Source organism: Streptomyces yunnanensis, assembly GCF_029011865.1.
Lineage (GTDB): Bacteria > Actinomycetota > Actinomycetes > Streptomycetales > Streptomycetaceae > Streptomyces > Streptomyces yunnanensis.
The window spans coordinates 6380914-6404657 of sequence record NZ_CP095749.1 but is presented as its reverse complement, the minus strand read 5'-3'; the positions used below and the strand labels follow the sequence as shown (position 1 = coordinate 6404657).

Sequence of the window (23744 nt, the reverse complement as noted above, 5' to 3'; positions counted from 1 at the left end):
CCGACAGGTTGGCAGGACCCGCCGCATACGGGCGACCGGTTTCCCCGCCCGGACCGCCCGTCCCTCTTTCCCCACCGGGGCGGGAGCCGCCGCGGACGACGACGGCGGGGAGGGTGCGGGGCCTCCGGGGTGGGTGGTTCGGACGTAAAGCGCAGCAGTCCGAACCACCCACCCCGGAGGCCCCGCACCCGGCACCCACCACGCACCTGCGGCGACCCCGCCCCACAAACCCCCTCCCGCCGAAGGCGGAGGAAACCACGGCGGGAATGCCGACAACGTGGTGCGCGACCCCGCTAGTTACGGCAAAGTACCGTCCATGACGGTGATCGGCAGAAGACGGCTCCTCGCCGCCGGAGGCGGCATCGCACTCGCGGGCGCGCTGGCGGCGTGCGGCTCCAACACCGGCCGGGGCGGCAGCGGTTCGGGGCCGGCGCTGGCGCAGTGGTACCACCAGTACGGCGAACCGGGCACACAGCAGGCGGTGAAACGCTACGCCGCCGCGTACAAGAAGGCGCACGTCACCGTCCAGTGGCGGCCGGGCGACTACGACCGGCAGACCGCGGCGGCGCTGCTGACCGACTCCGGGCCGGACGTCTTCGAGGTCAACGGGCCGCTGCTGGATCAGATCCAGAGCGGTCAGGTGGTCGATCTGACCGACCTCGTCGCGCCGGTCAAGGACGACTTCAACCAGGCGGTGCTGGCGCCGAAGATCTGGCAGGACAGGATCTGGGGCATCCCGCAGGCCGTCGACACCCAGCTGCTCTACTACCGCAAGAGCCTGCTCAAGGACGCCGGGGTGCAACCGCCGCAGAGCGTCGACGCGTTGGTGGACGCCGCGAAGAAGCTCACCACCGGCAAGGTCAAGGGGCTCTTCCTCGGCAACGACGGCGGGGTCGGGGTGCTCGGCGGGACGCCGCTGTTCGCCGCCGGGCTGAGCCTGATCACCGAGGACGGCAAGGCCGGTTTCGACGACCCGGCCGCCGCCCGGGTGCTGGCGAAGATCCGCCAGCTGTACGTCGATGAGTCGCTGCTGCTGGGGGCGCCCACGGACTGGTCCGACCCGGCGGCCTTCGTCCAGGGGCTGACCGCGATGCAGTGGTCGGGGCTGTGGGCGCTGCCGCAGATCGCGAAGGCGCTGGGGGACGACTTCGGGGTGCTGCCGTTCCCGAAGGACGGGGCGGGCGGGAAGCCGACGGTGCCGGTGGGGGCGTACGCCTGCGCGGTGAGCGGGCGCAGTAAGCAGACCGCGGCGGCGAAGGAATTCGCCAAGTGGCTGTGGATCGACCGGACCGATTTCCAGCAGGACTTCGCACTGTCGTACGGATTCCACATCCCGGCCCGGATTTCGCTGGCGAAGAAGGCCGAGCGACTCCAACAGGGGCCGGCCGCGGACGCCGTGCGGTTCGCCACCGAACACGGATATGCCGAACCGCTGTTGTGGACCAGCGCGGACCGCAACGCCTATCAGGACGCGCTGAGCCGGATCATCAAGGACGGGGCGAATCCGGAGACCGAGCTGAGGGCGGTGCTGCGGAAGGTCGACGCCGAGCTCCAGCGGGTCAAGAAGAAGTGAGCGCGCGCACGGCCCGGTTGCTGGGCCCGCAGCGGCGGAATCTGTGGTTCTGGGTGTTCGTCGGGCCGTTCGCGGTCGGGCTCGGGCTGTTCACCTACGTCCCGCTGCTGTGGAGCGTGTACCTCAGCTTCTTCAACGCGCACAACACGGTGAATCCGACGGAATTCGTCGGACTGGGGAACTACACCGCGATGCTGGGCGACGACGCATTCCTCGGAAGTCTGGGCACCTTTCTCCTCTTCACGGCATTCATCGTGCCCGCCACTTTCGCACTGTCACTGTCGCTGGCATTGATGGTGAACCGACTCCGCTTCGCCCAGGCGTTCTTCCGGTCGGTCTTCTTTCTGCCGACCGCGTGCTCCTATGTCGTGGCGTCGTTGATCTGGAAACTGTCGCTTTTCAACGGGGTGCGGTTCGGGCTGGCGAACACCGTGCTCGGCTGGTTCGGGACGGATCAGACGGCGTGGCTGTCCACGACCAGCCCGCCGTGGTACTGGCTGGTCATCGTGACCGTGCGGCTGTGGCTGCAGGCCGGCTTCTACATGATCCTCTTCCTGGCCGGTCTCCAGCGGATCTCCCCGCAGTTGTACGAGGCGGCGGCGATGGACGGGGCCCGGCCGGGCTGGCAGGTCTTCCGGCACATCACCTTCCCCCAACTGCGGTCCACGTCGGTGGCGGTGCTGCTGCTCCTGGTGATCAACGCCTTCCAGGCGTTCGACGAGTTCTACAACCTGCTGAGCGACGCCCGCGGCTACCCGCCGTACGCCCGGCCGCCGCTGGTGTACCTGTACTACACCGCGCTCGGGCGGGACCAGAACCTGGGGCTGGGCAGCGCGGGCGCGGTGATCCTGGCCCTGATCATCGCGGTGGCGACGGTGGTCCAGGCCCGCTGGTTCGGCCTCGGCCGCAAGGAGGACTGAGCGGAGATGCACGATGCCCTGACCCGGGCCGGCCGGGCGCTGCGGGTGGTGCTACTGGTCGCGCTGGCGCTGCTGTTCCTCGTGCCGTTCTATCTGCTGGTCCGCAACGGACTGGCGAGCGAGGCCGACATCACGGCGCCCACCTGGGCGTTCTTCCCGCGCGAACTGCACTGGTCGAACCTGACCGAGGTGTTCTCCGACCTGGACCTGCCGCTGGCCCGGGCGCTGCTCAACTCGACGCTGATCGCCGTCTCGACGACCGTGGGCACGGTGGTGCTGGCCTCCATGGCCGGCTACGGCCTGGCGCGCATCCCCTACCGTCACGCCTCGGTGGTCTTCTACGCGATCCTGGGCACGCTGATGGTCCCGGCGGCCGTGACCTTCGTCCCCAGCTTCGTCCTGGTGTCCACACTCGGCTGGATCTCGACCCTCCGCGGCCTGGTGATCCCGACGCTCTTCAGCGCCTTCGCCTGTTTTGTCTTCCGGCAGTACTTCCTCGGCTTCCCCAAGGAGTTGGAGGACGCGGCGCGGGTGGACGGGCTGGGGTACTGGCGGACGTACTGGCGGATCGTGGTGCCCAACGCGCGGCCGGTGTTCGCGGCGGTCGGCACCATCGTCTTCATCGGCGCGTGGAACTCCTTCCTGTGGCCGCTGGTGATCGGCCAGGACCAGTCGGCCTGGACGGTGCAGGTGGCGCTGTCCACGTTCACCACCGCACAGAACCTCAACCTGCATGAGCTGTTCGTCGCCGCGGGCGTCTCGATCGTCCCGCTGGTGGTGGTCTTCCTGCTGCTCCAGCGGTACATCGTGGCCGGCGTGGAGCGCAGCGGCATCGACGACTGAGCGCGTCCGCCGGTCCGCGCACCATGGGCAGCGGGCCGGGTATGCGCTACGGTGCGTGCCATGTGCACGTACCTGGTCTTCCGTGAGGCGGCGCCGCGCGATCGCGGCCCTCACGGCGCGTGCGCACCCCGCGGCCTGAGCTTCCTGCGCCGCCGCGGCCGGGTGGGTTCGCCCCCGGCCGACTGTCCCGGCGTGTCCTGAAGGACCCGCGCCCCGGCGCCGTCCCGGGTACCGCCGCGCCCCTCCCGTCCACGGCCGGCGCGCAACCGCGCGCCCCTCCCCGACGCTCTTCGAAGGAGGCCACGTTGACCACCCGTGCCGACGACCCTTCCGCCCGCACGCCCGCACTGCGCCCCCACCGCATCCCCGCCGACGGGCTCCACGAGGGCCGGCGGATCCTGCGCCGCACCCCGGACGGCTGGCGGGACCGGCCCTACGAGCTGTTCGAGGTCGTCCCGCAGGCCGCCACCATCGGGGCGGAGATCCGGGGGCTGGATCTGTCGCGTCCACTGTCCACGGCGCTGCGCGCGGAGCTGAACCGGGCGCTGCTGGAGTGGAAGGTGCTGTTCTTCCGCGGGCAGCATCTGACCTCCGCCTCACAACGTCAATTCGCCGCCAATTGGGGGGAGTTGGAGACCAACCCGCTGCTCGCCCCGGGCGACTCGAAGGAGGTGGTGAGGTTTGACAAGGCGGCCGGAGGCGTGCCGACGTTCGAGAACGTATGGCACACGGACGTAACCTTCCGCACGCGGCCGGCGATGGGCGCGGTGTTGCAGCTCCGCGAGGTCCCGCCGTCGGGCGGGGACACCCTGTGGGCCGACATGGCAGCGGCCTATGACAATTTGCCGCCGAAAATCCGGGCACGGATGAATTACGCGCGAGCGATCCACGACTATCTCCCGGGGTTCTCCCGCTTCTCCTCGCCGGCTCAACTCGCGCGATTCCAGGTGGAGTTCCCGCCGGTGGGGCATCCGGTGGTGCGCCGGCACCCGGAGACCGGGCGGCGGATGCTGTTTGTCAACGCATCCTTCACCACCCGGATCGTGGGGCTGCCGGAGGCGGAGAGCGACCGGCTGCTGCGGCTGTTGTTCCAGCAGGCGCACGTACCGGAGTTCCAGGTGCGGTTCCGCTGGCAGGCCGGGGACGTCGCGTTCTGGGACAACCGCGCCACCCAGCACTACGCGGTGTTCGACTACGGCGCGCGGCGACGGGTCGCGGAGCGGGTGGCGATCGCCGGGGACCGGCCGTACTAGCGGGCGCGCGCCGGCGGCTCCCTAGGACGCCGCCGTCCCGTCCCGTTGGGCGCCGCCGCGCAGCAGGGCGGCGCCCAACGGCGTCAGGGTGTGCAGCACCGCGTTGCCCTGGCGCAGGGTGGACAGCAGGCCGGCGTCCCGCAGGACGGTGGCGTGCTGGCTGGCGGAGGCCAGCGAGACGTCGACCCGGCGGGCGAGTTCGCTGGTGGTGCAGCCGACGCCGATGCCCTGCAGTATCGCCGAGCGGGTCTGGCCCACGAGGCGCCCCAGCGAACGGGCGGCCGGGACCGGCGGGGTCAGGCGCGGGGCCGGATGCTCGACCGGGTACACCAGGACGGGCGTCAGGTCCGGGTTGTAGAACGTGACCGGGGTGCGGCGGCAGAAGTACGAGGGCAGCAGGAGCAGCCCCCGACCGCCGAGGTACAGGTCCCGGTCGACCGGGTACTCGGCCTCCAGCACCGGCGCGCGCCAGCGCATCATCGGCGGCAGCGAGGCCAGCAGCCGGTCCGCGCCACCGTCCAGCAGGGCCCGGCCGCGGGCCGCCCGGTCGGCCTCTATGCGGCTCTGCACGCGGTGCCAGTACGGGGCGACGGCCGCGTCGTGGTACCGCTGGAGTATCCCGGCGAGCCGGCCCAGCGAGCGGGTCTCGCCGTCGGCCATGGCCCGTATCCACGCGGGTAGCGGACGGCCCACGGGCGCCAGCCGGGCGAGTTCGGCGTGCAGCCGGGCGGCCGGCGTCTCGCGCAGCGCGGCGAGCGCCTCGTCCATGCCGAGCAGGCCCTCGGCGGGCGTCAGGAAATCAGGGAAATAGCCCCGACTGGGCACCAGCGGCGCCAGCAGACGCGCTTCGCCATTCAACCTTCCGCGGGTTTCCGATCGCCAACCGCCGAACGTGGAATCGTCACGCCTGTCGCGAAGCCGGTGAAAGCTTAAGACCGTCTCCCACAAGGCATCGGGGCGTGCGGCAATCCGCACGCGGGCCAGATCGAGTCCACTGAAATGGACGCGTAACACCGAACCCCCACTCTTTGGTTATCTCCGTCGGCCCCCGGCACGCCTGAGTATGCACGCCCTCACGCGCGGTCACCATGCCCTTTTGGCCAGAGTTGAAAAGGGTCGCGCGGGGCACCGCCGGGACGGAATGCTGGAGGCAATTCAACGACGGTGTGCACGGCACGGATTGCTCGATCCCGTGGGGGGTGATGGGCAAACAACCGGCCGCGCGAAGCCCCGTTGGAGGCCGCCTCCCACGCCGACTGGGAGGGCGGCAGCTCCCGAGGGGGGAGTCCGGAGAAAAGCGAGGGCGGCACCCGTGCACGGGTGCCGCCCTCGCCGCCGTACGGGCCGGACGCTACCCCGCCCTCCCCGCCGGACGACCGCCCGCGGTGGCAGCCCCGCGCTCGGTCCGGGCATCGGTCCCGGGATCGGCCGGAACCGGTCCGGACGGCACCTCCGCGACCGGTGCCAACATCCGATGGATCACCAGCCACAACACCGCACACAGCACCGCGGCGACGCCGAGCACGAACTGCCAGGCGGTGGTGAACCCCTGGGCGGCGAACGCCGTGAAGCCGGGCCGGACGGCCGCCGGCACCGCCGCGGCCGGGCCGCTCAGATCACCGGCGTTGACGCTGTTGGCGAGGGCCGCGGCACCCTCCCGGTAGGCGGGGAAGCGCGGCAGCCCGTCGTGCAGTCGCAGCCGGGTCAGGCCGGTCAGCGCGGCGCCGGCGGCGGCGATGGCGACCGCCTCGCTGCCCAGCCGGAGGGTGTTGAGCAGGCCGGCGGCGGTGCCGGTGGCGTCCGGTGCGACCACCGTCAGCACCGCCCCGTCGACCAGGCCGAAGTTGAGCCCCAGGCCCACCCCGAGGACGAGCAGCGGCGCGGCCAGCGCGCCCACCCCGGCCCCGGGGCGCAGGACGACGGCGAGCCCGGCGACGCCCAGCGTCAGACAGGCCAGGCTGAGCGTGAACACGGCGCGCTGCGAGAGCCCCCGGGCGATCAGCCGGCCGGCCAGCGGCGGGGCCAGCAGCACGGGCGCGGTCATCAACAGCAGCACCCCGCCCGCGGCCCGGCTGGTCATCCCGTCCACGACCGTCAGGTAGTTGGGCAGCAGCGGCAGCAGGATCACGAAAGAGCAGGAGACCGCCACCGGGATCAGGCACAGCGCCAGGAAGCGGCGGTTGCGCAGCAGCCCCAGGTCGAGCATCGGGTGCCGGCTGCGCCGTTCCACCCGGACGAACACCACCGCCAGCAACACCGCTCCGGCCAGCATGCCCAGCACCCGCGGGCTGCCCCACCCCCACTGCGGCCCCTCCACCATGCCCAGCATCAACAGGAACAGGCCACCGACGAAGGCCGCGGTGCCCGGCACGTCGAGACCGCTCGCGTCCGCCCGGCGCGACTCCGGCATGCCGGGCACCGCGCACAGCACGACCACCATCAACACGCCGTGGGCGGCGAAGAACCAGCGCCAGCCCACCGTGTCGGCGAGGGTGCCGGCGACCGTGGCGCCCAGCGCGAGGCCACCGCCGGTGGCGATGCCGACCGCGGCGAACACCCGGGTGCGGGCGGCGCCCTCGAAGGCGGTGGCCAGGATCGAGCTGCCACTGGTCAGCAGGGCCGCGGCGCCGACGCCGGCCAGCGCCCGCAGTACGTCGAGCAGCAGCACACCCACCCCGGCGGCGCTCGCCAGCGAGGCGCCCGCGAACAGCGCCGCCCCGGCCGCGAACAGCCGGCGCCGGCCCAGGAGATCGGCCAGCGAGCCGCAGGCGAGCATGGCGCAGGCGAAGGCGAGGTTGTAGCCGTGCACCACCCACTGGAGGGTGTCCAGCGGCGCTCCGGTGTCCCGGCCGATGTGCGGCAGCGCCACCCCGGAGCCGGTGACCGAGGTCGGCAGGATCACCAGCGTCAGCAGCACCGCCACCACGGTGACCGCCGGACGCGGCCCCCGTCCGCCCCGTCCGCTCGTCCGCCGTGTCCCGCGCCCCGTCACTTCTCCGCCCCCGTCGGCACCGCCGCCACCAGCCCACCGTCGACGATCAGGTCCTGCCCGGTGATGTACGCGGCGTCGTCGGACGCCAGGAAGGCCACCGCCGCGGCGACCTCGTCGGGGTGGCCCAGAGCGCCCAGCGGCACCTGCGCGGCGTCCCGGGCCTCGGCGTCCGGCTCGGGGTTGGCGGCGCGGTACATCTCGGTGTCGATGTAGCCGGGGCTGACGGAGTTGACGCGGATGCCGGCCGGGGCGAGTTCCGCGGCGAAGGTGCGGGCCAGGTTGTGCACCGCCGCCTTGCTCGCGGCGTAGGCCGCGGCGACCGGCAGCCCGCGGTGCAGGGTCCAGGAGGCGTTGAGCACGAACGCGCCGCCGTCGCCCATCAGCGGCAGCGCCTTCCGGACGGTGCGGAAGGCCCCCTTCACGTTGACGTCGAGAATCCGATCGAGGTCGTCCGCGCTCAGCTGCCCGCTCGGCCCGAAGACGCCGACGCCGGCATTGGCGAAGACCGCGTTCAGCCCGCCGCGCCAGGTCTCGATGCGCCGCATCAGCCGGTCCAGGTCGGCGGGTTCGGCGACGTCGGCGGGGACCGTCGCCACCCGGCCGCCGTCGGCGTCGAGCGCGCGGGCCGCCGCGTCCAGCCGCTCCGGCCGGCGGCCGGCCAGGACGACGTACGCGCCCTCCTCCAGCAGGCGGCGGGCGGTGGCCAGGCCGATGCCGGTGGCACCGCCCGTGATCAGGACGGTCTTGTTGGTGAATCGCTCCATACCGACGATCGTCGGCCGGTACGCGCCCCGCGCGCAGTGCCGGTCACACCTGGGTCTGCCACCACCACCTTCGCGGGACCGGCCGGCACGCCGGCTCCCCGCCGCGGCCCGCTACGACCGCGCCCCGGCCTCCGCGCCGACCGCCCCGCCCGTCTCCAACAGCCGGGCCAGCCGCGCGCCCGTGTCCCCGCCCGGCGCGGGCGTGTAGAGCATCAGCCGGTGCCCCGGCAGATCCGGCAGCGGCAACGTCGTGTACTCGAACACCAACTCCCCCACCGCGTCGTGCCGCAGCGCCTTCAACCCCTGGGCGGCGCTGCCCACTTGGTGCTCCGCCCACAGCTCGGCGAAGGCCGGGCTGGCGGCGCACATGTCGGCGGCGAGCCGACCGAACCACGGGTCGTCGGGGTACCGCGCGGCATCCGCCCGGAACTGCCCGACGATGGCGCGCGCCCCGTCCTGCCAATGGCACAACGACGACCGCGTCGCCGCACTCGTGAAGAAACTGACCAGGCAGTTGTGGTCCCCCACGCCGTACCCGAACACGGCACGCGCGGCGTCGTTGACCGCCACGAAGTTCCAGTGGCGGTCGATCAGATACGCCGGCCGCGGCAGCCACCCGTCCACCACCCGCCGCAGCGCGTCCGGCACCACCGCCGGCCCGGCAGCCGCCCCGGCCTCCACCGGCGGCGGGTTGAGCCCGGCCAGCAGGTACAGATGCGCGCGCTCGGACGGGTCCAACCGCAGCACCCGCGCGATGGCGTCCAACACCTCGCCCGAGACGTTGATCTCGCGCCCCTGCTCCAGCCACGTGTACCAGGAGACCCCGACCCCGGCGAGCACCGCGACCTCCTCCCGCCGCAGCCCGCTGGTACGCCGCCCGCCGCCGGCCGGCATCCCCACCTCGGCGGGCGTCACCCGCGCCCGCCGCGACCGCAGGAACGCCCTGATCTCGGCACGCCGCCGCTGCCGTGCCTCGGTGGGAAGTCGCGAGATGTCCATCCGCCCATGCTAGGCAGCCCCCGCACCCCCACGCCCACCACAAAACCGAGGGCGGCACCTCCGCACAGGTGCCGCCCTCGCGGGTTGACCTGCACAGATGTCGAACTGATCGGCTAGCAGGGCACTCTGGGGGCACATCAGGCCAGAACCGCGTCGATGATGTCCGCGGTGTCGTCCTCACTGTCAGCAGGACACTGCGGCCGTCTTATGGAGAGCCATGAGCCGGGCCGTTTCCTCCTCGCGGAAGTCCCGGACTTCGGCGCACCGCTGGCTCATCACGAACTCGCCCAACGTCAGGCACAGGTCCATGCGCTGAATGCACACGCCGACCATGAACGGGCCGTTCTGCGCCCGGTACATGCGCACGCCGTAGTACCCCTCCTGACAGTCCCGGTCGTTGTTGAACCGGCACCCAGCGCAGGTGTCCGGCAGCCGGACGGACCGGATGCTCTTGGCATACAGCGTCCGGCCGTCGGGGAGTCGGTAGCGGGTGCGCTGATCGGAGGCGCCGGCGGTGACGATGCGGCGGACCGGAACCGCCCCGAGATGATCCACAACCTCTTGCATGGCAGCGAGTGACGCCCCGTCGTCCTCAAGGTTCACAAGCATCCGTACGGTGACGACCCGCCCGTGCTCCTCGATAATGCGGAGCACCCGTGCCACGTGGTCATGGTCCGGGATCACGATGTTCGCCGACACCTTCACCCCGTGCCGGGAGGCGGTGTCGATCGTGGCGGCGAGAGCGTCCAGCTTCCGTGCCGCCAGCTTCGGTGAAGCGAGGCGCGGCGCCTGGACGGCGGCAAGTTCCTCGGGCGTTGTTCCGAATACGGACAGGTTGATCCGGTCAAGCCCGGCCGCCGCACACTCGGGCAGAACGGCCGCTCCGTTCTCGCCGTTGCTGGTGAGTCCCACCGTCAGGCCGAGGCGTCGCGCGATGCGGACGAGCGCCGGCAACTCCGGGTGCAGAGTTGGCTCCCGCCCGTGAAATGAACCTCGGTAGTCGGGAGGCTGCCGCGCACTGCCGCCAGGGCCAGGGCAAAGTCGGAATCGGCCTTGATCCGCTCCGGCAGGAAGCTTGCACTGTTCGTTGCGAGGTAGATCGAGACCCGACCGGATCGGCCGGCCGTCCCGGTGAACTGGCCGGCCTCGCGGCCGAGGTTATCCGTCGTGACCGGGGTGCCTTCGTTGTGACAGAAGGTACAGGCAAGTCCGCAGGCATCAATGATCTTGACGCGCAGGGTCCGGTCCGGCACTACCGTGACCGGTAAGGCGTTCGTGTCAGTGTCGGTCATAGTCGCCTCCTAGCCGGCGGGGCCTGGTGACCCCGCCGACGCGTAGTAGAGAGGTCTAGGCGAATCGGAGTTCGCTGATCGAGTCGAGGTCGATTCCGTACCGTGCGAACACCTTCGTCGTGTTCTCGCCGGTCAGGTCGGATCGGGGGATGGAGAGGCATTCGGCGGTCGCCCACACCTGTTCCTCGGTGTCGCCCTCGATCTCCAGATAGGGCGGGATACGCGGCCATTCGTCGATCTCCAGCCGCACACCGTCCAACAGCCAGGACGAGCGCCGGTTCTCCTGGTAGCTGCGGTGCGTGAGCCCCATGAGCCCGAGCAGCGCGTGCGTGTCCTCGAACGAGCCGACCGTTGTCTCGGTCTCCCGGGTGCCATCGATCGCGTCCGAGCTGATCGTCTTCACGCACAGGGTCACTGCGCCGCCGGAGTCCCGCAGGCGCACCCAGCGCCCGCTCACAGCGGGGACCGTGTCGTACACGTAGCGGCGCATAAGTCGCTCGCCCTGGAAGCTTCCGCCAGCCACCTTGATGCGCTCGGCCATGGCATCCGGATCGATCCCCAGCGCCTTCGCTTCGTACTCGATGGTGTGCATGTATCTCCTTTTCGTATGCCGCGTGTTGTGCGTCAGAGCATGAGCCTGCCGGTAGGGCGCTTACGTGTTGCGGTCGCGCCCGTGTCTCCCTGAGTTGCGTCCCGGCGGATCTGCCTGCGCTCGTCGCCTCCAACCTCATGCATGAGCGCCTTGCGCAGAGCGGCTTCCTGGCCACTGAACCCGATCCGGCGAGCGTCAGCTTTGACCGCCTTGACGACGGAGGGGCGAGGGCGTTCTGATGTGATGTGTCGTCAGCGCGGCATCGGCGGGACGCCGGGCCCTCGGGCGACCGCGGCTGCGGAGCGGTCCCGGCGGGGCACGGCTCCTCCTCAAGCGGTCTCATGGCGCTGACCTCCACGCACCACTCCAACCCGCCGCCCGGCGGGCGCAGCCACACACAGGACGGCTGTTGCAGGTTCTTCTGCTCGACGTACGTGGGGGTGCATCTGCTCACGCCTTGCCTCCTCGATGCCTGGCCGATGAAGCGGTGAGCCTCCAGTCCACTGCGAGTCGGGGCGTTCCCGGCGTCGCGGAGGCGGACGTTCAGGCGGACGTTTTCATCCGCCGCCACGGCCCGCTCGTTACGGTGGGAGGACCAACCGCAGCCGCAAGGGGAAGCGCATGGTGGGCATCGGTGGCAACAGACTGGCGCAGTTACGGCAGTCCGCGGGGTACACGCAGCAGGCGTTCGTCAAAGCGTTCAGGCACGAAGCCCTACGTCTCGGCACTGATGCATCGTTGAGCGTTCGGCAGCTGCGCCGCTGGGAATGCGAGACCCCTCCGCCTCTGCCCCACCCGAGTCAACAGACCGTCCTGGAAGCAATGTTCGGGGTCCCTCTCTACGAGATGGGGTTCGATGTTCCAGACCATCGCCTGTCGGTGTCCGCGCCGATCGGCGATCCTGAAGGGGTGAATCGGAGGACATTCGTCGCCGACGCCGGTGTGCTTGCCGCAACGGCTCTGGTGTCTTCTCGGCCAGGACCTCGGATCGGTGTCGGTGACCTCGGCCTGCTGCGCGAGCGACTCGACGGTCTGTACCAGACAGACCACAGCGAGGGCAGCGTGCCGGCCATGACCAAAGCGCGCCGGATCGAGAACGAGATCACGGGAGCGCTCAGCGCGGCTTCGTACACCAGCCGCGTCGGGCGCGAGCTTCAGACGATGCTGGCCGAGCTGCACGGGCACCGAGCTTGGTACGGCTACGACGGTGGGCGGATCGCCGAGGGGCGAGCGGCATGCATGGAAGCGCTGGCCGCGGCCCAGCTCGTCGACAGCCCCCTCCTTCAAGTCTCCGTCCTGGAAACGCTCGTGCTGCTCGCCATCAGGGCCGAACGGGCATGGGAAGCCGCGAGCGCCGTCGAGAACGCCTACCGGCTCGCCCAACGCGCCGGCGCCGGGCACACCGTGCACCTCGTGATCGCGCTGCGTGCCGCCAACGTGGCTACCCATGTGGGAGACCTGTCCGGAGCGCGCCGTGCCTTGAGCCGTGCCGTCAGCCACCAAGGCCGAGTCGATGCGGACACCAAGGTACCCAACTGGGCCCAGTTCGTCGGACCGTTCGAGGTGGACTACGCCACGGCAGACATGTACGTACGGGCGGAGCAGCCCAAGCGCGCCGTTCCCTTTCTGCGTGCTGCGGTGACCTGTATCGGTGGTGACCTGCTCCGCAACAGCGCCTCGTACCGCGTAAAACTCGCGGGTGTACCCCTTGAGGCGGGGGAAGCCGAGGAGGCATGCGCCGAGATGGCCACCGCACTTCAAGTGTGCGGAGGGATCTCGTCGCCGCGGTTGCTGGACAAGATTCGGAAGTTCCAGCGCGCCGTCGCCGTAATCGACACGGCGGTCGCCCGCGAGTGCGGCGACCGCATCCGCGAGACCGTCTGAGGGGCACCACATGACCCAACCCGAAGGCATCACCGTCGCACGCCTGGACGGCCCGGCCGCGGAGGAGGCCGAAGGTGACTTCACGCTCGTCTACGCCGAGGTATTCGCCGAGCCGCCCTACCGCGAGACCGAGGACGACGTCGTGGCCACCTTCCGGCGTTTCCGCTCCCAGACACGGAAACGCGCCTTCCGGGCTGCCCTGGCCCGCACACCCGACGGCACACCCGACGGCACGCCCGTCGGCATGGCCTACGGCTGCCCCCTCGGGCCGAAGACGGGCTGGTGGGACTCGCTCACCGAGCCCGTGTCCGACGAGATGCGCCGCGAGGACGGCCACCGCACCTTCGGCCTGATGGAGTTGGCCGTGCGCCTGCCATGGCGCGGACACGGCATCGCCCGCCGCCTGCACGAGACTCTCCTCCACGGCATCGAGGCCGAGCGAGTGGTGCTCAACGTCCATCCGGCGAGTGAGGCAGCGGGGGCGGCCTACCGGTCGTGGGGCTACCGCAAGGTCGGTGATGCTCGCCCCTGGGCCGGTGCCGATCTCCACGACGTCATGGTTCTCGACTTGCCCCACCCGCCGGCGTAGGTCGGCACCGCACCTCACCGCACCCGCAACAGATACGCCCCGGCCCGCCGCTCCTCGCGACGGGCCGGGGCTTCGTTTGCCCGCTCTCGGTACCCGCAGCCCACAAAACCGAGGGCGGCACCTCCGCACAGGTGCCGCCCTCGTTGGGGTGCCGGAGTGGTGGCGGGCTTTGAGGGTCGAAGGGCGCCCGCCGCCGGTTCCGGGAGGTTGTGGGGCGTGGGCCCCGGGGGGTCAGCGGCTGTCGCTGCCCTGGGATTCGGCCGCCGCCCGGCCCGCTTCCAGGCGGGCGACCGGGATGCGGAACGGGGAGCAGGAGACGTAGTCCAGGCCGACCTCGTGGAAGAAGTGGACCGAGTCCGGGTCGCCGCCGTGCTCGCCGCAGACGCCGAGCTTGAGGTCGGGGCGGGTGGCCCGACCGGCCGCCGCTGCGCTGCGGACCAGGGAGCCGACGCCGTCCTTGTCGATGGTCTCGAAGGGGCTGACGCCGAAGATGCCCTTCTCCAGGTAGGCGGTGAAGAAGCTGGCCTCCACGTCGTCCCGGGAGAAGCCCCAGACGGTCTGGGTCAGGTCGTTGGTGCCGAAGGAGAAGAAGTCCGCGGACTCGGCGATCTGACCGGCCGTGAGGGCGGCGCGGGGCAGCTCGATCATGGTGCCGAGGGTGAGCTTGAGGTCGACCCCGCGGGCCTGCTCGACCTCGGCGATGACCCGCTCGGCCTCCTCGCGGACGATCTCCAGCTCCTGGACGGTGCCGACCAGCGGGATCATGATCTCGGCCCGCGGGTCGCCCTTGGCGTTCTTGCGCTCGGCGGCGGCCTCGGCGATGGCCCGTACCTGCATGGCGAACAGGCCGGGGATGACCAGGCCGAGGCGGACGCCGCGCAGACCCAGCATCGGGTTCTGCTCGTGCAGCTTGTGCACGGCCTGGAGGAGCCGGAGGTCGTTCTCGTGCGGCTCCTGGCGGGCCTCGGCGAGCGCGACCCGGACCGAGAGGTCGGTGATGTCGGGCAGGAACTCGTGCAGCGGCGGGTCGAGCAGGCGGACCGTCACCGGCAGGCCGTCCATCGCCTCGAACAGCTCGGTGAAGTCGGCCTTCTGGAGCGGCAGCAGCTCGGCGAGGGCGGCTTCCTTGTCGGCGTCGGTGTCGGCCAGGATCAGCCGCTCGACCATCTCCCGGCGCTCACCGAGGAACATGTGCTCGGTGCGGCACAGGCCGATGCCCTGGGCGCCGAACCGGCGGGCGCGGGCGGCGTCCTCGGCGTTGTCGGCGTTGGCCCGGACGCGCAGGCGGCGGACCCGGTCCGCGTACGCCATGATCCGGTGGACGGCCTTGACCAGCTCGTCGGCGTCCTCGGCGCCGGCGTGCATCCGGCCCTCGAAGTACTCGACGACCGGGGACGGCACGACCGGGACCTCACCGACGTAGACCTTGCCGGTGGAGCCGTCGATGGAGACGACGTCACCTTCCTCGATGACGGTGCCGTCCTTGGTGGTCAGCTTGCGGGTCTTGGTGTCGACCTCCAGCTCCTCGGCGCCGCAGACACAGGTCTTGCCCATGCCGCGGGCGACGACGGCGGCGTGCGAGGTCTTGCCGCCGCGGGAGGTGAGGATGCCCTCGGCGGCGATCATGCCGTTGAGGTCGTCGGGGTTGGTCTCGCGGCGGATCAGGATGACCTTCTCGCCGGAGCGGGACCACTTGACGGCCGTGTAGGAGTCGAAGACGGCCTTGCCGACCGCCGCGCCCGGGGAGGCGGCGATGCCGCGACCGATCAGCTCGGACTTGGCGTCCAGGTCGAAGCGGGGGAACATCAGCTGCGCCAGCTGGCCGCCGGTGACCCGCTGGAGGGCCTCGGCCTCGTCGATCAGGCCCTGGTCGACGAGCTGGGTGGCGATCCGGAAGGCGGCACCGGCGGTGCGCTTGCCGACCCGGGTCTGCAGCATCCACAGCTTGCCGCGCTCGATGGTGAACTCGATGTCGCACAGGTCCTTGTAGTGCGTTTCGAGCGTCTCCATGATCTGCATCAGCTCGTCGTACGACGCCTTGTCGATCGACTCCAGGTCCGCGAGCGGGACCGTGTTGCGGATGCCGGCGACGACGTCCTCGCCCTGCGCGTTCTGCAGGTAGTCGCCGTAGACGCCCTGGTGGCCGCTGGCCGGGTCGCGGGTGAAGGCGACGCCGGTGCCGGAGTCGGGGCCGAGGTTGCCGAAGACCATGGAGCAGACGTTGACCGCGGTGCCGAGGTCGCCGGGGATGCGCTCCTGGCGGCGGTAGAGCTTGGCGCGGTCGGTGTTCCAGGAGTCGAAGACCGCGCGGACGGCGAGGTCCATCTGCTCGCGGGGGTCCTGCGGGAAGTCCCGGCCGGTCTCCTTGGTGACGATCTGCTTGAAGCTGTCGACCAGCGCGCGCAGGTCGGCGGCGTCCAGGTCCACGTCGACGGCGACGCCCTTGGTGTGCTTGGCGTTCTCCAGGGCCTCCTCGAAGAGCTCGCCGTCGACGCCCAGCACGGTCTTGCCGAACATCTGGATGAGGCGGCGGTAGGAGTCCCACGCGAAGCGCTCGTCGCCGGCCTGCGTGGCGAGGCCGGAAACCGACGCATCGGAGAGGCCGATGTTGAGGACGGTGTCCATCATGCCGGGCATGGAGAACTTCGCACCGGAACGCACCGATACCAGCAGGGGGTCGTCGGCCTGGCCGAGCTTCTTCCCCATCCTCTGCTCAAGGGCGTCGAGGTGCTCGGAGACCTCGGCACGCAGTGCCGCGGGCTCGCTGCCGCTCTCCAGGTAGACCTTGCAGGCTTCGGTGGTGATGGTGAAGCCGGGCGGGACGGGAAGCCCCAGGTTGGTCATCTCCGCAAGGTTGGCGCCCTTGCCACCGAGGAGGTCTTTGAGGTCCTTGTTGCCCTCGGTGAAGTCGTAGACGAACTTCACGGAAGAAGACTGGCTTACGTGGGGATCTTGTGTTTCCGGCACGGGTCTGACTCCTCGCCGACGGGCTGCCCTGACGGCGAGGAACATACCCAGATCGAAGGCGTATGGGTACGTCCACTTGGTCGACATGTGTGCGTAACCGGGCGTCAGCCAGCAGATCGAAAGTGATCAAGCATTTCGACCATCGTTTACTACCTGAACGCATCACTGCGCACCGCAGTCGAACGGGCAATGATTGCTACGGACCGCTACGTTTCACTTGATGGATTGAACGGATGGAGGGTGGCACCCGGTGCCACCTTTGCGAGAGGTGGAGCCCACCCGTTGGTGCTCATCTGAGCGCAACCCCTATCAGGGGTGGCGAGAATCACGCGCTCATGTGTGAGGTGGTCCCATCATTTGGACCCGCCGCGGCGATGTGATCAAGGAACGCGTCGACCGGAACGCGGGCCCGTTCCCGCGCGGCGGGCAGCGCGGCGCGCGATTCGGCCACCCCCCGCTCCGGGTCGGCGGCGGCGCGGACCGGGAGCACGGGACCGACCCCCTCGAACCAGGCCCGCAGCACCTCCGACGTCGGTTCCGGGTGGCACCGCACGCCCGGCGACCGGCCACGGACGGGGGGGGGTACCTCCCGCTGGAGCGGAGTCGAGAGCGGGGGAACCCGGGAGCCGACCTCGCCGCGGGCCGGCTCCCGGGCACCGGCGGCGTGGGCGGTGCGCGGCAGCGCCGGTTCCGCCTCGGTTCCGGCTCGGTTCCGCCTCGGTTCCGCCACGATCCGGGCGTTGCGGCGGGCCACCGACCCCGGCGCACCCAGCGTCAGTTCAGGCCATAGTTCGCCGCCGGCGGGAACGCCACCTCGGCGTCCGGAGTCGTATACCGCGCGGCCGGCACGACCAGCAGCTCGTCGAGCCGACAGCCCCGCTCGGCCGGCCGCTCGCCGACGTGGCCGACGCCGGGCATGTGGTCGTGCGCGACGACCGGGGGCACGCACGGCCGTCACTTTCCGTCGGTGGCGCGGGACTGACGGCCCGTCGTGGGCGAAGCGGGCTTCCGGTCCCCCGTGCGCATGCCGCCGCTCAGCGGTCCCCGTCCGGAAGGCGCCGGCGCCGCAGCAGCGGCAGCACCGCCAGCCCGGCGAGCAGGCTGCCGACCGCCACCGGGAGCGCGGTCGCACACAGGGCGCCCGCCGAGGCCGCCGCCCGGCCACCGGGGCCCGCCGCCCCGGCCAGGAAGACGCTGCCGTAGCCGGCGACGCCGATCACCTGGGCCAGCTGCGGGACGGTGGTCAGCACCCCGCTGGCGTCGGCGGCGTCGGCCGGGGCGATCCCGGACAGCGCCAGGGTCAGCAGCGGGCTGGTGGTGAACCCCATGCCCAGCCCCCAGAGCAGCTGGAGCAGCGGCACGACCGGGCCGCCGGTACCGCCGCCGCGCAGGGCCGCGCCGAGGCCGAGATAGCCCACCGCGGCCAGGGCGCAGGCCGCGGCGATCATCGGCAGGTGCCACCGGGCGGACAGCCGCTGCCAGGTCAGGCTGCCCGCCGCCACGCCCACCGCCAACGGGGCGAAGGTCAGCCCGGCGTGCACCGCGGACTCCCCCAGGCCCGTCTGGAGGTGCTGGGAGAGGGCGAACAGGAAGCCCGCGTAGCCGGCCATGCAGAAGAACAGGGCCGCCGCGCCGCACACCAGGTCCGGCGAGCGCAGCACCCGTCCGGGCACCAGCGGTGTGCCCCCGCGCCGGGCCACCGCCCGCTCGACCAGGACGAACAGCCCGGCCGCCGGGACCACCGCGGCCAGGCACACCCCGGCCCACTGCGGCCAGTGCTGCTCGCGCCCCAGCACCAGCGGCACCACCAGCAACAGCAGCGTGCCGGTCAGCGTCACCAGCCCCGGCAGGTCCAGTCCCGCGGCCGTCCGGGCCGACTCGCGCGGCAGCAGTCGGGCCGCGGCGGCCAGCAGCGCCACCCCGACCGGCACGTTGATCAGGAAGACCGGGCGCCAGCCGGTGCCGAACAGGTCCGCGCTGACCAGGAGCCCGCCGGCGACCTGCCCGACCACCACGGCCGCCGCGATCACCGTCGCATACAGGCTCAACGCCCGGGCCCGGGCCCGCCCTTCGAAGGTGAGCTGGATCAGGCTGTATATCTGCGGGACCATCAACCCGGCGCCGAGCCCCTGCACCACCCGGGCACCGATCAGCGCCGCCGCCCCCGGCGCCAGCCCGCACGCGGCCGAGGCGAGGGTGAAGACGGCCAGGCCCAGCAGGAAGACGGTCCGGAAGCCGTGCCGGGCGCCGAGCCGGGCGCCGGTGATCAGCAGCGCCGCGTACGCCATGGTGTAGCCGGAGACGATCAGTTGGAGCGCGGAGCCGGTGGTGCGCAGCTCGCGGTGGATGGCCGGGGTCGCGACATTGACGACGGTGGCGTCCAGCAGCGCCATGAAGACCGCGCCGAGGACGACGACGAGAATTCCGGCCCCGCGGTGCGGCGCCGTCGGCGCACCCCGCGGGGTGTCGTCAATTCCCTTGCCGGGGACGTGTGTTGTTCCGCTCATGACGGCGATCATCAGCGGCGGCGGATGCCGGTACCAGGACGCGGTGATCCTGGTACCGGTGGTATCTGGCACGCGCTCGCGGGCGTCCTCGATGATGGTGCGATGTCCGCGCCGCCCACCGCCCGCTCCGCCGTCACCGCCGCCGCCCGGCGCGGTGAACTCGCCGCGTTCCTCCGGCTCCGCCGGGAACGCCTCGCCCCCCAGGACGTGGGGCTGCCCGTCGGCCCGCGCCGCCGCACCCCGGGGCTGCGCCGCGAGGAGGTCGCCGAGCGCGCGGGCGTCGGAGTGGCCTGGTACACGTGGCTGGAGCAGGGCCGCGCGATCAACCCCAGCGTGCAGGTGCTGGACGCGATCGCCCGGGCGCTGCTGCTCGACCCGGCGGAGCGCGCGCATCTGCACCGGCTCGCGGCCGTCCCCGGCGCCGCCTCCGCCGCGCCCGCCCCCGTCGACCCGCCGCCCGGCGAGGGGACGCTCCAGACGATCCTCGACGCGCTGAACCCGCTACCGGCGGGCCTGGTCGACGCCCGTTACGACGTCCTCGCCTTCAACGACGCCTATGCCGCGCTCGATCCGCGGATAGCGCTGCTGCCGCCGTCGGAACGGAACGTGCTGTGGCGGCTGTTCACCGCGGACGAGGAATCCCAGCCGCTGGTGAACTGGGAGCACGAGGTGTCCGCCATGCTGGGGCACCTGCGGAACGAATTCGGCCGCCGGCTCCAGGACCCGTGGTGGCAGGCGTATGTCCACCGGCTCTGTGCGGCCTCCCCGCGGTTCGCGGAGATGTGGGCGCGCCATGACGTCTCCGCGCCGGCCGCGCACCGCAAGACGTTCCGGACCGCCGACGGCCGCCGGGTGGCGATCGTCGCGACCGGCTTCACCCGCGCCGAGGCGCCGGACGCCAAGCTGTGGATCTACACGCCGGCGGACCCGGACGCGGCGCGGGTGCTCGGTGAACTGCTGGCCCGCTATCGGGAGGTCGGGGCGGCCGGCCTGCTCGCCGGGGCGGCGGACCGGGCGCACCCGGAGGTCCGGCCCTCCGCGCAGCGGCCGGCCGGCCCCGGTCAGCCGCCGGAGGTGTCCAACTCGGCGTCCTCGCCGACACCGGCGCAGTCGTAGGGGTCGCGCAGCCAGCCGTCGGGGAGCACCACGCGGTTGTTGCCGGACGTCCGGCCGCGCGGGCCGTCGGCGCCGGCCGGCCAGGGCTGGTCCAGGTCGAGCTCGTGCAGCCCCGCTTCCAACTCGGCCAGCGACGAGCTGATCGCCAGCCGCTTGCGCATCTCGGAGCCGACCGCGAAGCCCTTGAGGTACCAGGCGACGTGCTTGCGGAAGTCGATCACCCCGCGGGCCTCGTCGCCCAACCACTCGCCGAGCAGGGTGGCGTGCCGCACCATGACGTCCGCGACCTCCCGCAGACCGGGGGCCTTGGGGGCGCCGGTGCCCTCGAAGGCGGCCACCAGGTCGCCGAAGAGCCAGGGACGGCCCAGGCAGCCGCGGCCGACGACGACACCGTCGCAGCCGGTCTCCCGCATCATCCGCACCGCGTCCTCCGCCGACCAGATGTCGCCGTTGCCGAGCACCGGGATCTCCGGGACGTGCTCCTTCAGGCGGGCGATGGCGTCCCAGTCGGCGGTACCGCCGTAGTGCTGGGCGGTGGTGCGGCCGTGCAGGGCGATGGCGGTGACGCCCTCCTCGACGGCGATCCGGCCGGCGTCGAGGAAGGTGAGGTGGTCGTCGTCGATGCCCTTGCGCATCTTCATCGTCACCGGCAGCGCGCCGGCGCCGGTGACCGCCTCCCGCAGGATGGCGCGCAGCAGGGGCCGCTTGTACGGGAGGGCGGAGCCGCCGCCCTTGCGCGTGACCTTGGGGACCGGGCAGCCGAAGTTGAGGTCGATGTGGTCGGCCAGGTCCTCTTCGACGATCATGCGGACGGCCTTGCCGACGGTGACCGGGTCGACGCCGTACAGCTGGATCGACCGCGGACGCTCGCCGGCGTCGAAGTGGATCAGCTGCATGGTCTTCTCGTTGCGTTCGACCAGCGCCCGGGTGGTGATCATCTCGCTGACGAAGAGGCCCTTGCCACCACTGAATTCCCGGCACAGCGTCCGGAACGGGGCATTGGTGATCCCGGCCATGGGTGCCAGGACCACGGGGGGCTGCACCGTGTGCGGGCCGATCTGCAGCGAAGTCATGGCTCCCATTGTCCCGCACCTGCCCGGTCCCCCCGCCATGGGCCGCCGGGCCAGGATCGTTGTAGCGTTCAACCATGACCGACCTCAGCCGCCGGCGGCGTCTGCTCGTCCTGGCGATCTGCTGCATGAGCCTGCTGATCGTCAGTCTCGACAACACCGTCCTCAACGTCGCCCTGCCGTCGATGCAGCACGAGCTGGGTGCCTCGGTCTCCGGGATGCAGTGGACGATCGACGCCTACACCCTGGTGCTGGCCTCGCTCCTGATGCTCGCCGGCTCGACCGCGGACCGCCTGGGCCGCCGACGGGTCTTCATGGCCGGGCTGGTGGTCTTCGCGCTCGGCTCGCTGCTGTGCAGCCTGGCGCCCGACCTGGGGTGGCTGGTGGTGTTCCGGATGGTGCAGGCGGTCGGCGGCTCGATGCTGACCCCGGTCGCCATGTCGATCATCACCAACACCTTCACCGACCCCCGGGAGCGGGCCCGCGCCATCGGAATCTGGGGCGGCGTGGTCGGCATCAGCATGGCCGCCGGGCCGGTGATCGGCGGGCTGCTGGTGCAGAGCGTCGGCTGGCGCTCGATCTTCTGGATCAACGTCCCGATAGGCGCCCTGGCCCTCCTGCTCACCTTCCGCTACGTCCCCGAGTCCCGCGCCCCCCGGCCGCGCCGGGTCGATCCGGTGGGCCAGCTGCTGGTGGTCGTACTGCTCGGCTCACTGACGTACGCGATCATCGAGGCCCCGGAAGCCGGCTGGGCCTCGGCGCAGATCCTGGCGTTCGCGGTGGTGTCGCTGGTCTCCCTGCTCGCCCTGGTCGCCTACGAGCGGCGGCGCCGGGAACCGCTGATCGACCTGCGGTTCTTCCACAGCGCGCCGTTCGCCGGGGCGACCGTGATAGCGGTCTGCGCGTTCGCCGCGCTCGGCGGCTTCCTGTTCGTCAACACCCTCTACCTGCAGAACATCCGCGGCCTGTCCGCACTGAACGCCGGTCTCTACATGCTGCCGATGGCCGGGATGACGCTGATCTTCGCGCCGCTGTCCGGGCGCCTGGTCGGCAGCCGCGGCCCGCGGCTCCCGCTGCTGCTCGCCGGCTGCGCCATGGCGGCCAGCGGCATCCTGTTCGCGGCCTTCCACACCGAGACGGCCCCCGCCCTGCTCTTCACCGGGTACGTCCTGTTCGGCATCGGATTCGGCCTGGTCAACGCCCCGATCACCAACACCGCGGTGTCCGGTATGCCGCGCACCCAGGCGGGCGTCGCGGCGGCGGTGGCCTCCACCAGCCGGCAGGTCGGGCAGTCGCTGGGCGTCGCGGTGATCGGCGCCGTACTGGCGGGCGGCGCGCACGCCGGCGCCACCCGCCCGGAGTTCCTTGCCGCCGCCCACCCCGCCTGGTGGATCGTCGTCGGCTGCGGCGCGGCCATCCTCCTCCTCGGCGCCCTGACCACCGGCGCCCGGGCCCGCGCCACCGCCCACCGCACCGCCGCCCTCTTCGAGGACGAGACGGCCCACGACCACAGCCGGGCCGGCACGGGCTCGTGACCGGGCCGCCCTACAGCACCAGCGAGTGGGCCAGCTTCTCCAGCTCCGTCAGACGCTCCCGGGACGCCTCGTCCACCGGCGTGTACGTCAGCACCTTCGAGCCGTGGGAGGGCCCCAACCACATGCTGGTGCTGGTCAGCTGGAGGATGCCGACGACCGGGTGCCGGAAGACCTTGACCGCGCCGGTCGTCCGCTCGACCTCGTGCTGCGCCCACAGCGCACGGAACTCCGGCGACGCCTCGGCCAACCGGGCCACCAGCGCCTTCCAGCCCGGCTCCGCGATGTGCTCGGCCATCGAGGCGCGGAACTTGGCGGTCATCGTGCGGACCGTGGCCTCCCGGTCGACCAGGCTCGCCCGCCATCCGGGGTGGGTGAACGCCAGCCACATGCAGTTGCGGTCCTCGTCGGGCAGCGCGTCCAGGTCGCACAGCAGCTGCCCGTAGGTGCTGTTGTAGGCGAGGATGTCGAACCGGCTGTTCTGGACGACGGCCGGGTACGGCGCGAGCTGGTCCAGGATCTCCCGCAGCGCCCGGGGGACGCCGGCGCACTCCTTGCCCGGCAGCGGATCGACCGCCCCGGCCAGCGCGAAGAGGTGGCTGCGCTCGGCGTGGTCCAGCAGCAGGGCGCGCGCGACGGCGTCCAGCACCTGCGGCGAGACGTGGATGTCCCGGCCCTGTTCGAGGGAACTGTTCACCCCCTAGGACACAACCGGCGTCACACTGCCGGGGCTGTCCGGGGGCAGATCCCTGGGGAATTCGCCGATGTCCACAGCCAGTGTGACCACTTCCGCACCTGACACCCGCGTTTCCGGGAAGTCCTTGCGCTCCAGGGCGAGTGTGAAGACGACC

17 protein-coding genes and 2 pseudogenes are annotated in these 23744 nt (G+C 71.6%); 8 read left to right on the top strand and 11 right to left on the bottom strand.

The window, feature by feature from the left end; all coding sequences use genetic code 11:
- Window positions 1–316 precede the first annotated feature (316 nt).
- The 4 genes from MOV08_RS27915 (at window position 317) to MOV08_RS27900 (ending at window position 4589) form a co-directional block, all read left to right on the top strand.
- Entirely contained in the window at window positions 317–1573 is a 1257-nt protein-coding gene (locus MOV08_RS27915) for an ABC transporter substrate-binding protein (RefSeq protein WP_275309326.1), read from the top strand.
- Entirely contained in the window at window positions 1570–2493 is a 924-nt protein-coding gene (locus MOV08_RS27910; RefSeq protein WP_275309324.1) for a carbohydrate ABC transporter permease, read from the top strand. Before MOV08_RS27915 ends, MOV08_RS27910 begins: the two co-directional genes overlap by 4 nt.
- A 6-nt stretch (window positions 2494–2499) precedes the next feature.
- Window positions 2500–3336 (top strand): carbohydrate ABC transporter permease, encoded by an 837-nt coding sequence (locus MOV08_RS27905; protein WP_275309322.1) that lies wholly within the window; start codon window positions 2500–2502, stop codon window positions 3334–3336.
- Window positions 3337–3641: 305 nt separating this feature from the next.
- Window positions 3642–4589 carry a TauD/TfdA dioxygenase family protein gene (locus MOV08_RS27900; RefSeq protein WP_275309321.1) on the top strand — a complete coding sequence of 316 codons (948 nt, stop codon included), beginning with the start codon at window positions 3642–3644 and terminating at the stop codon, window positions 4587–4589.
- Window positions 4590–4610: 21 nt separating this feature from the next.
- Here MOV08_RS27900 and MOV08_RS27895 read toward each other — a convergent pair whose 3' ends face one another.
- The 6 genes and pseudogenes from MOV08_RS27895 to MOV08_RS27870 all read right to left on the bottom strand — a co-directional run bounded on the left by MOV08_RS27895 (window position 4611) and on the right by MOV08_RS27870 (window position 11228).
- Window positions 4611–5447, bottom strand: a complete 837-nt coding sequence (locus MOV08_RS27895; RefSeq protein ID WP_039636604.1) for an ArsR/SmtB family transcription factor — start codon at window positions 5445–5447, stop codon at window positions 4611–4613.
- A gap of 493 nt (window positions 5448–5940) precedes the next feature.
- Window positions 5941–7506, bottom strand: coding sequence for an MFS transporter (locus MOV08_RS27890; protein ID WP_275309319.1), 1566 nt, complete (start codon window positions 7504–7506; stop codon window positions 5941–5943).
- A gap of 71 nt (window positions 7507–7577) precedes the next feature.
- Complete coding sequence (locus tag MOV08_RS27885; RefSeq protein ID WP_275309317.1) at window positions 7578–8345, bottom strand: SDR family NAD(P)-dependent oxidoreductase; 768 nt, start codon at window positions 8343–8345, stop codon at window positions 7578–7580.
- Window positions 8346–8456: 111 nt separating this feature from the next.
- Window positions 8457–9344 carry a helix-turn-helix transcriptional regulator gene (locus MOV08_RS27880; protein ID WP_275309315.1) on the bottom strand — a complete coding sequence of 296 codons (888 nt, stop codon included), beginning with the start codon at window positions 9342–9344 and terminating at the stop codon, window positions 8457–8459.
- A 183-nt stretch (window positions 9345–9527) separates the two neighbouring features.
- Window positions 9528–10636, bottom strand: a pseudogene (locus MOV08_RS27875) (radical SAM protein).
- Between the two features lie 55 nt (window positions 10637–10691).
- The gene (locus MOV08_RS27870; protein ID WP_275309314.1) at window positions 10692–11228 is read right to left on the bottom strand and encodes a class IV adenylate cyclase; all 537 of its coding nucleotides are present in this window, start codon (window positions 11226–11228) and stop codon (window positions 10692–10694) included.
- 621 nt (window positions 11229–11849) lie between these two features.
- Between MOV08_RS27870 and MOV08_RS27865 the strand changes: the two genes are divergently transcribed.
- Window positions 11850–13112 carry an NsdA family TPR-like regulatory protein gene (locus MOV08_RS27865; RefSeq protein WP_275309313.1) on the top strand — a complete coding sequence of 421 codons (1263 nt, stop codon included), beginning with the start codon at window positions 11850–11852 and terminating at the stop codon, window positions 13110–13112.
- Between the two features lie 10 nt (window positions 13113–13122).
- A complete protein-coding gene (locus tag MOV08_RS27860; RefSeq protein ID WP_205364856.1) occupies window positions 13123–13701 on the top strand; it encodes a GNAT family N-acetyltransferase in 579 nt (192 codons plus the stop codon).
- A 231-nt stretch (window positions 13702–13932) separates the two neighbouring features.
- Here MOV08_RS27860 and ppdK read toward each other — a convergent pair whose 3' ends face one another.
- From ppdK to MOV08_RS27845, 3 genes are all read right to left on the bottom strand, one after another.
- Window positions 13933–16668 carry a pyruvate, phosphate dikinase gene (ppdK, locus tag MOV08_RS27855; RefSeq protein ID WP_275309312.1) on the bottom strand — a complete coding sequence of 912 codons (2736 nt, stop codon included), beginning with the start codon at window positions 16666–16668 and terminating at the stop codon, window positions 13933–13935.
- A 774-nt stretch (window positions 16669–17442) separates the two neighbouring features.
- Window positions 17443–17613 carry a hypothetical protein gene (locus tag MOV08_RS27850; protein ID WP_275309310.1) on the bottom strand — a complete coding sequence of 57 codons (171 nt, stop codon included), beginning with the start codon at window positions 17611–17613 and terminating at the stop codon, window positions 17443–17445.
- An 89-nt stretch (window positions 17614–17702) separates the two neighbouring features.
- Entirely contained in the window at window positions 17703–19247 is a 1545-nt protein-coding gene (locus MOV08_RS27845; protein ID WP_275309309.1) for an MFS transporter, read from the bottom strand.
- 30 nt (window positions 19248–19277) lie between these two features.
- Between MOV08_RS27845 and MOV08_RS27840 the strand changes: the two genes are divergently transcribed.
- Window positions 19278–20291, top strand: coding sequence for a helix-turn-helix transcriptional regulator (locus MOV08_RS27840; RefSeq protein ID WP_275309307.1), 1014 nt, complete (start codon window positions 19278–19280; stop codon window positions 20289–20291).
- On the opposite strand, the gene dusB is transcribed toward MOV08_RS27840, so the two are convergent.
- Entirely contained in the window at window positions 20237–21373 is a 1137-nt protein-coding gene (gene dusB, locus MOV08_RS27835; protein WP_039636577.1) for a tRNA dihydrouridine synthase DusB, read from the bottom strand. The genes MOV08_RS27840 and dusB overlap by 55 nt on opposite strands.
- A gap of 65 nt (window positions 21374–21438) precedes the next feature.
- Between dusB and MOV08_RS27830 the strand changes: the two genes are divergently transcribed.
- Window positions 21439–22896 (top strand): MFS transporter, encoded by a 1458-nt coding sequence (locus MOV08_RS27830; RefSeq protein WP_275309305.1) that lies wholly within the window; start codon window positions 21439–21441, stop codon window positions 22894–22896.
- Between the two features lie 10 nt (window positions 22897–22906).
- Here MOV08_RS27830 and MOV08_RS27825 read toward each other — a convergent pair.
- Window positions 22907–23578: pseudogene (locus tag MOV08_RS27825) on the bottom strand (MmyB family transcriptional regulator); the annotation flags it as partial.
- Window positions 23579–23744 lie beyond the last annotated feature (166 nt).

What these genes read in the sequence shown, in the direction of transcription:
- MOV08_RS27915 (WP_275309326.1), top strand. Translation starts at nt 317, where the DNA reads ATGACGGTGATCGGCAGAAGACGGCTCCTCGCCGCCGGAGGCGGCATC.
- MOV08_RS27905 (WP_275309322.1), top strand. Translation starts at nt 2,500, where the DNA reads ATGCACGATGCCCTGACCCGGGCCGGCCGGGCGCTGCGGGTGGTGCTA.
- MOV08_RS27885 (WP_275309317.1), bottom strand. Translation starts at nt 8,345, where the DNA reads ATGGAGCGATTCACCAACAAGACCGTCCTGATCACGGGCGGTGCCACC.
- MOV08_RS27880 (WP_275309315.1), bottom strand. Translation starts at nt 9,344, where the DNA reads ATGGACATCTCGCGACTTCCCACCGAGGCACGGCAGCGGCGGCGTGCC.
- MOV08_RS27870 (WP_275309314.1), bottom strand. Translation starts at nt 11,228, where the DNA reads ATGCACACCATCGAGTACGAAGCGAAGGCGCTGGGGATCGATCCGGAT.
- MOV08_RS27865 (WP_275309313.1), top strand. Translation starts at nt 11,850, where the DNA reads ATGGTGGGCATCGGTGGCAACAGACTGGCGCAGTTACGGCAGTCCGCG.
- MOV08_RS27860 (WP_205364856.1), top strand. Translation starts at nt 13,123, where the DNA reads ATGACCCAACCCGAAGGCATCACCGTCGCACGCCTGGACGGCCCGGCC.
- MOV08_RS27840 (WP_275309307.1), top strand. Translation starts at nt 19,278, where the DNA reads ATGTCCGCGCCGCCCACCGCCCGCTCCGCCGTCACCGCCGCCGCCCGG.
- dusB (WP_039636577.1), bottom strand. Translation starts at nt 21,373, where the DNA reads ATGGGAGCCATGACTTCGCTGCAGATCGGCCCGCACACGGTGCAGCCC.
- MOV08_RS27830 (WP_275309305.1), top strand. Translation starts at nt 21,439, where the DNA reads ATGACCGACCTCAGCCGCCGGCGGCGTCTGCTCGTCCTGGCGATCTGC.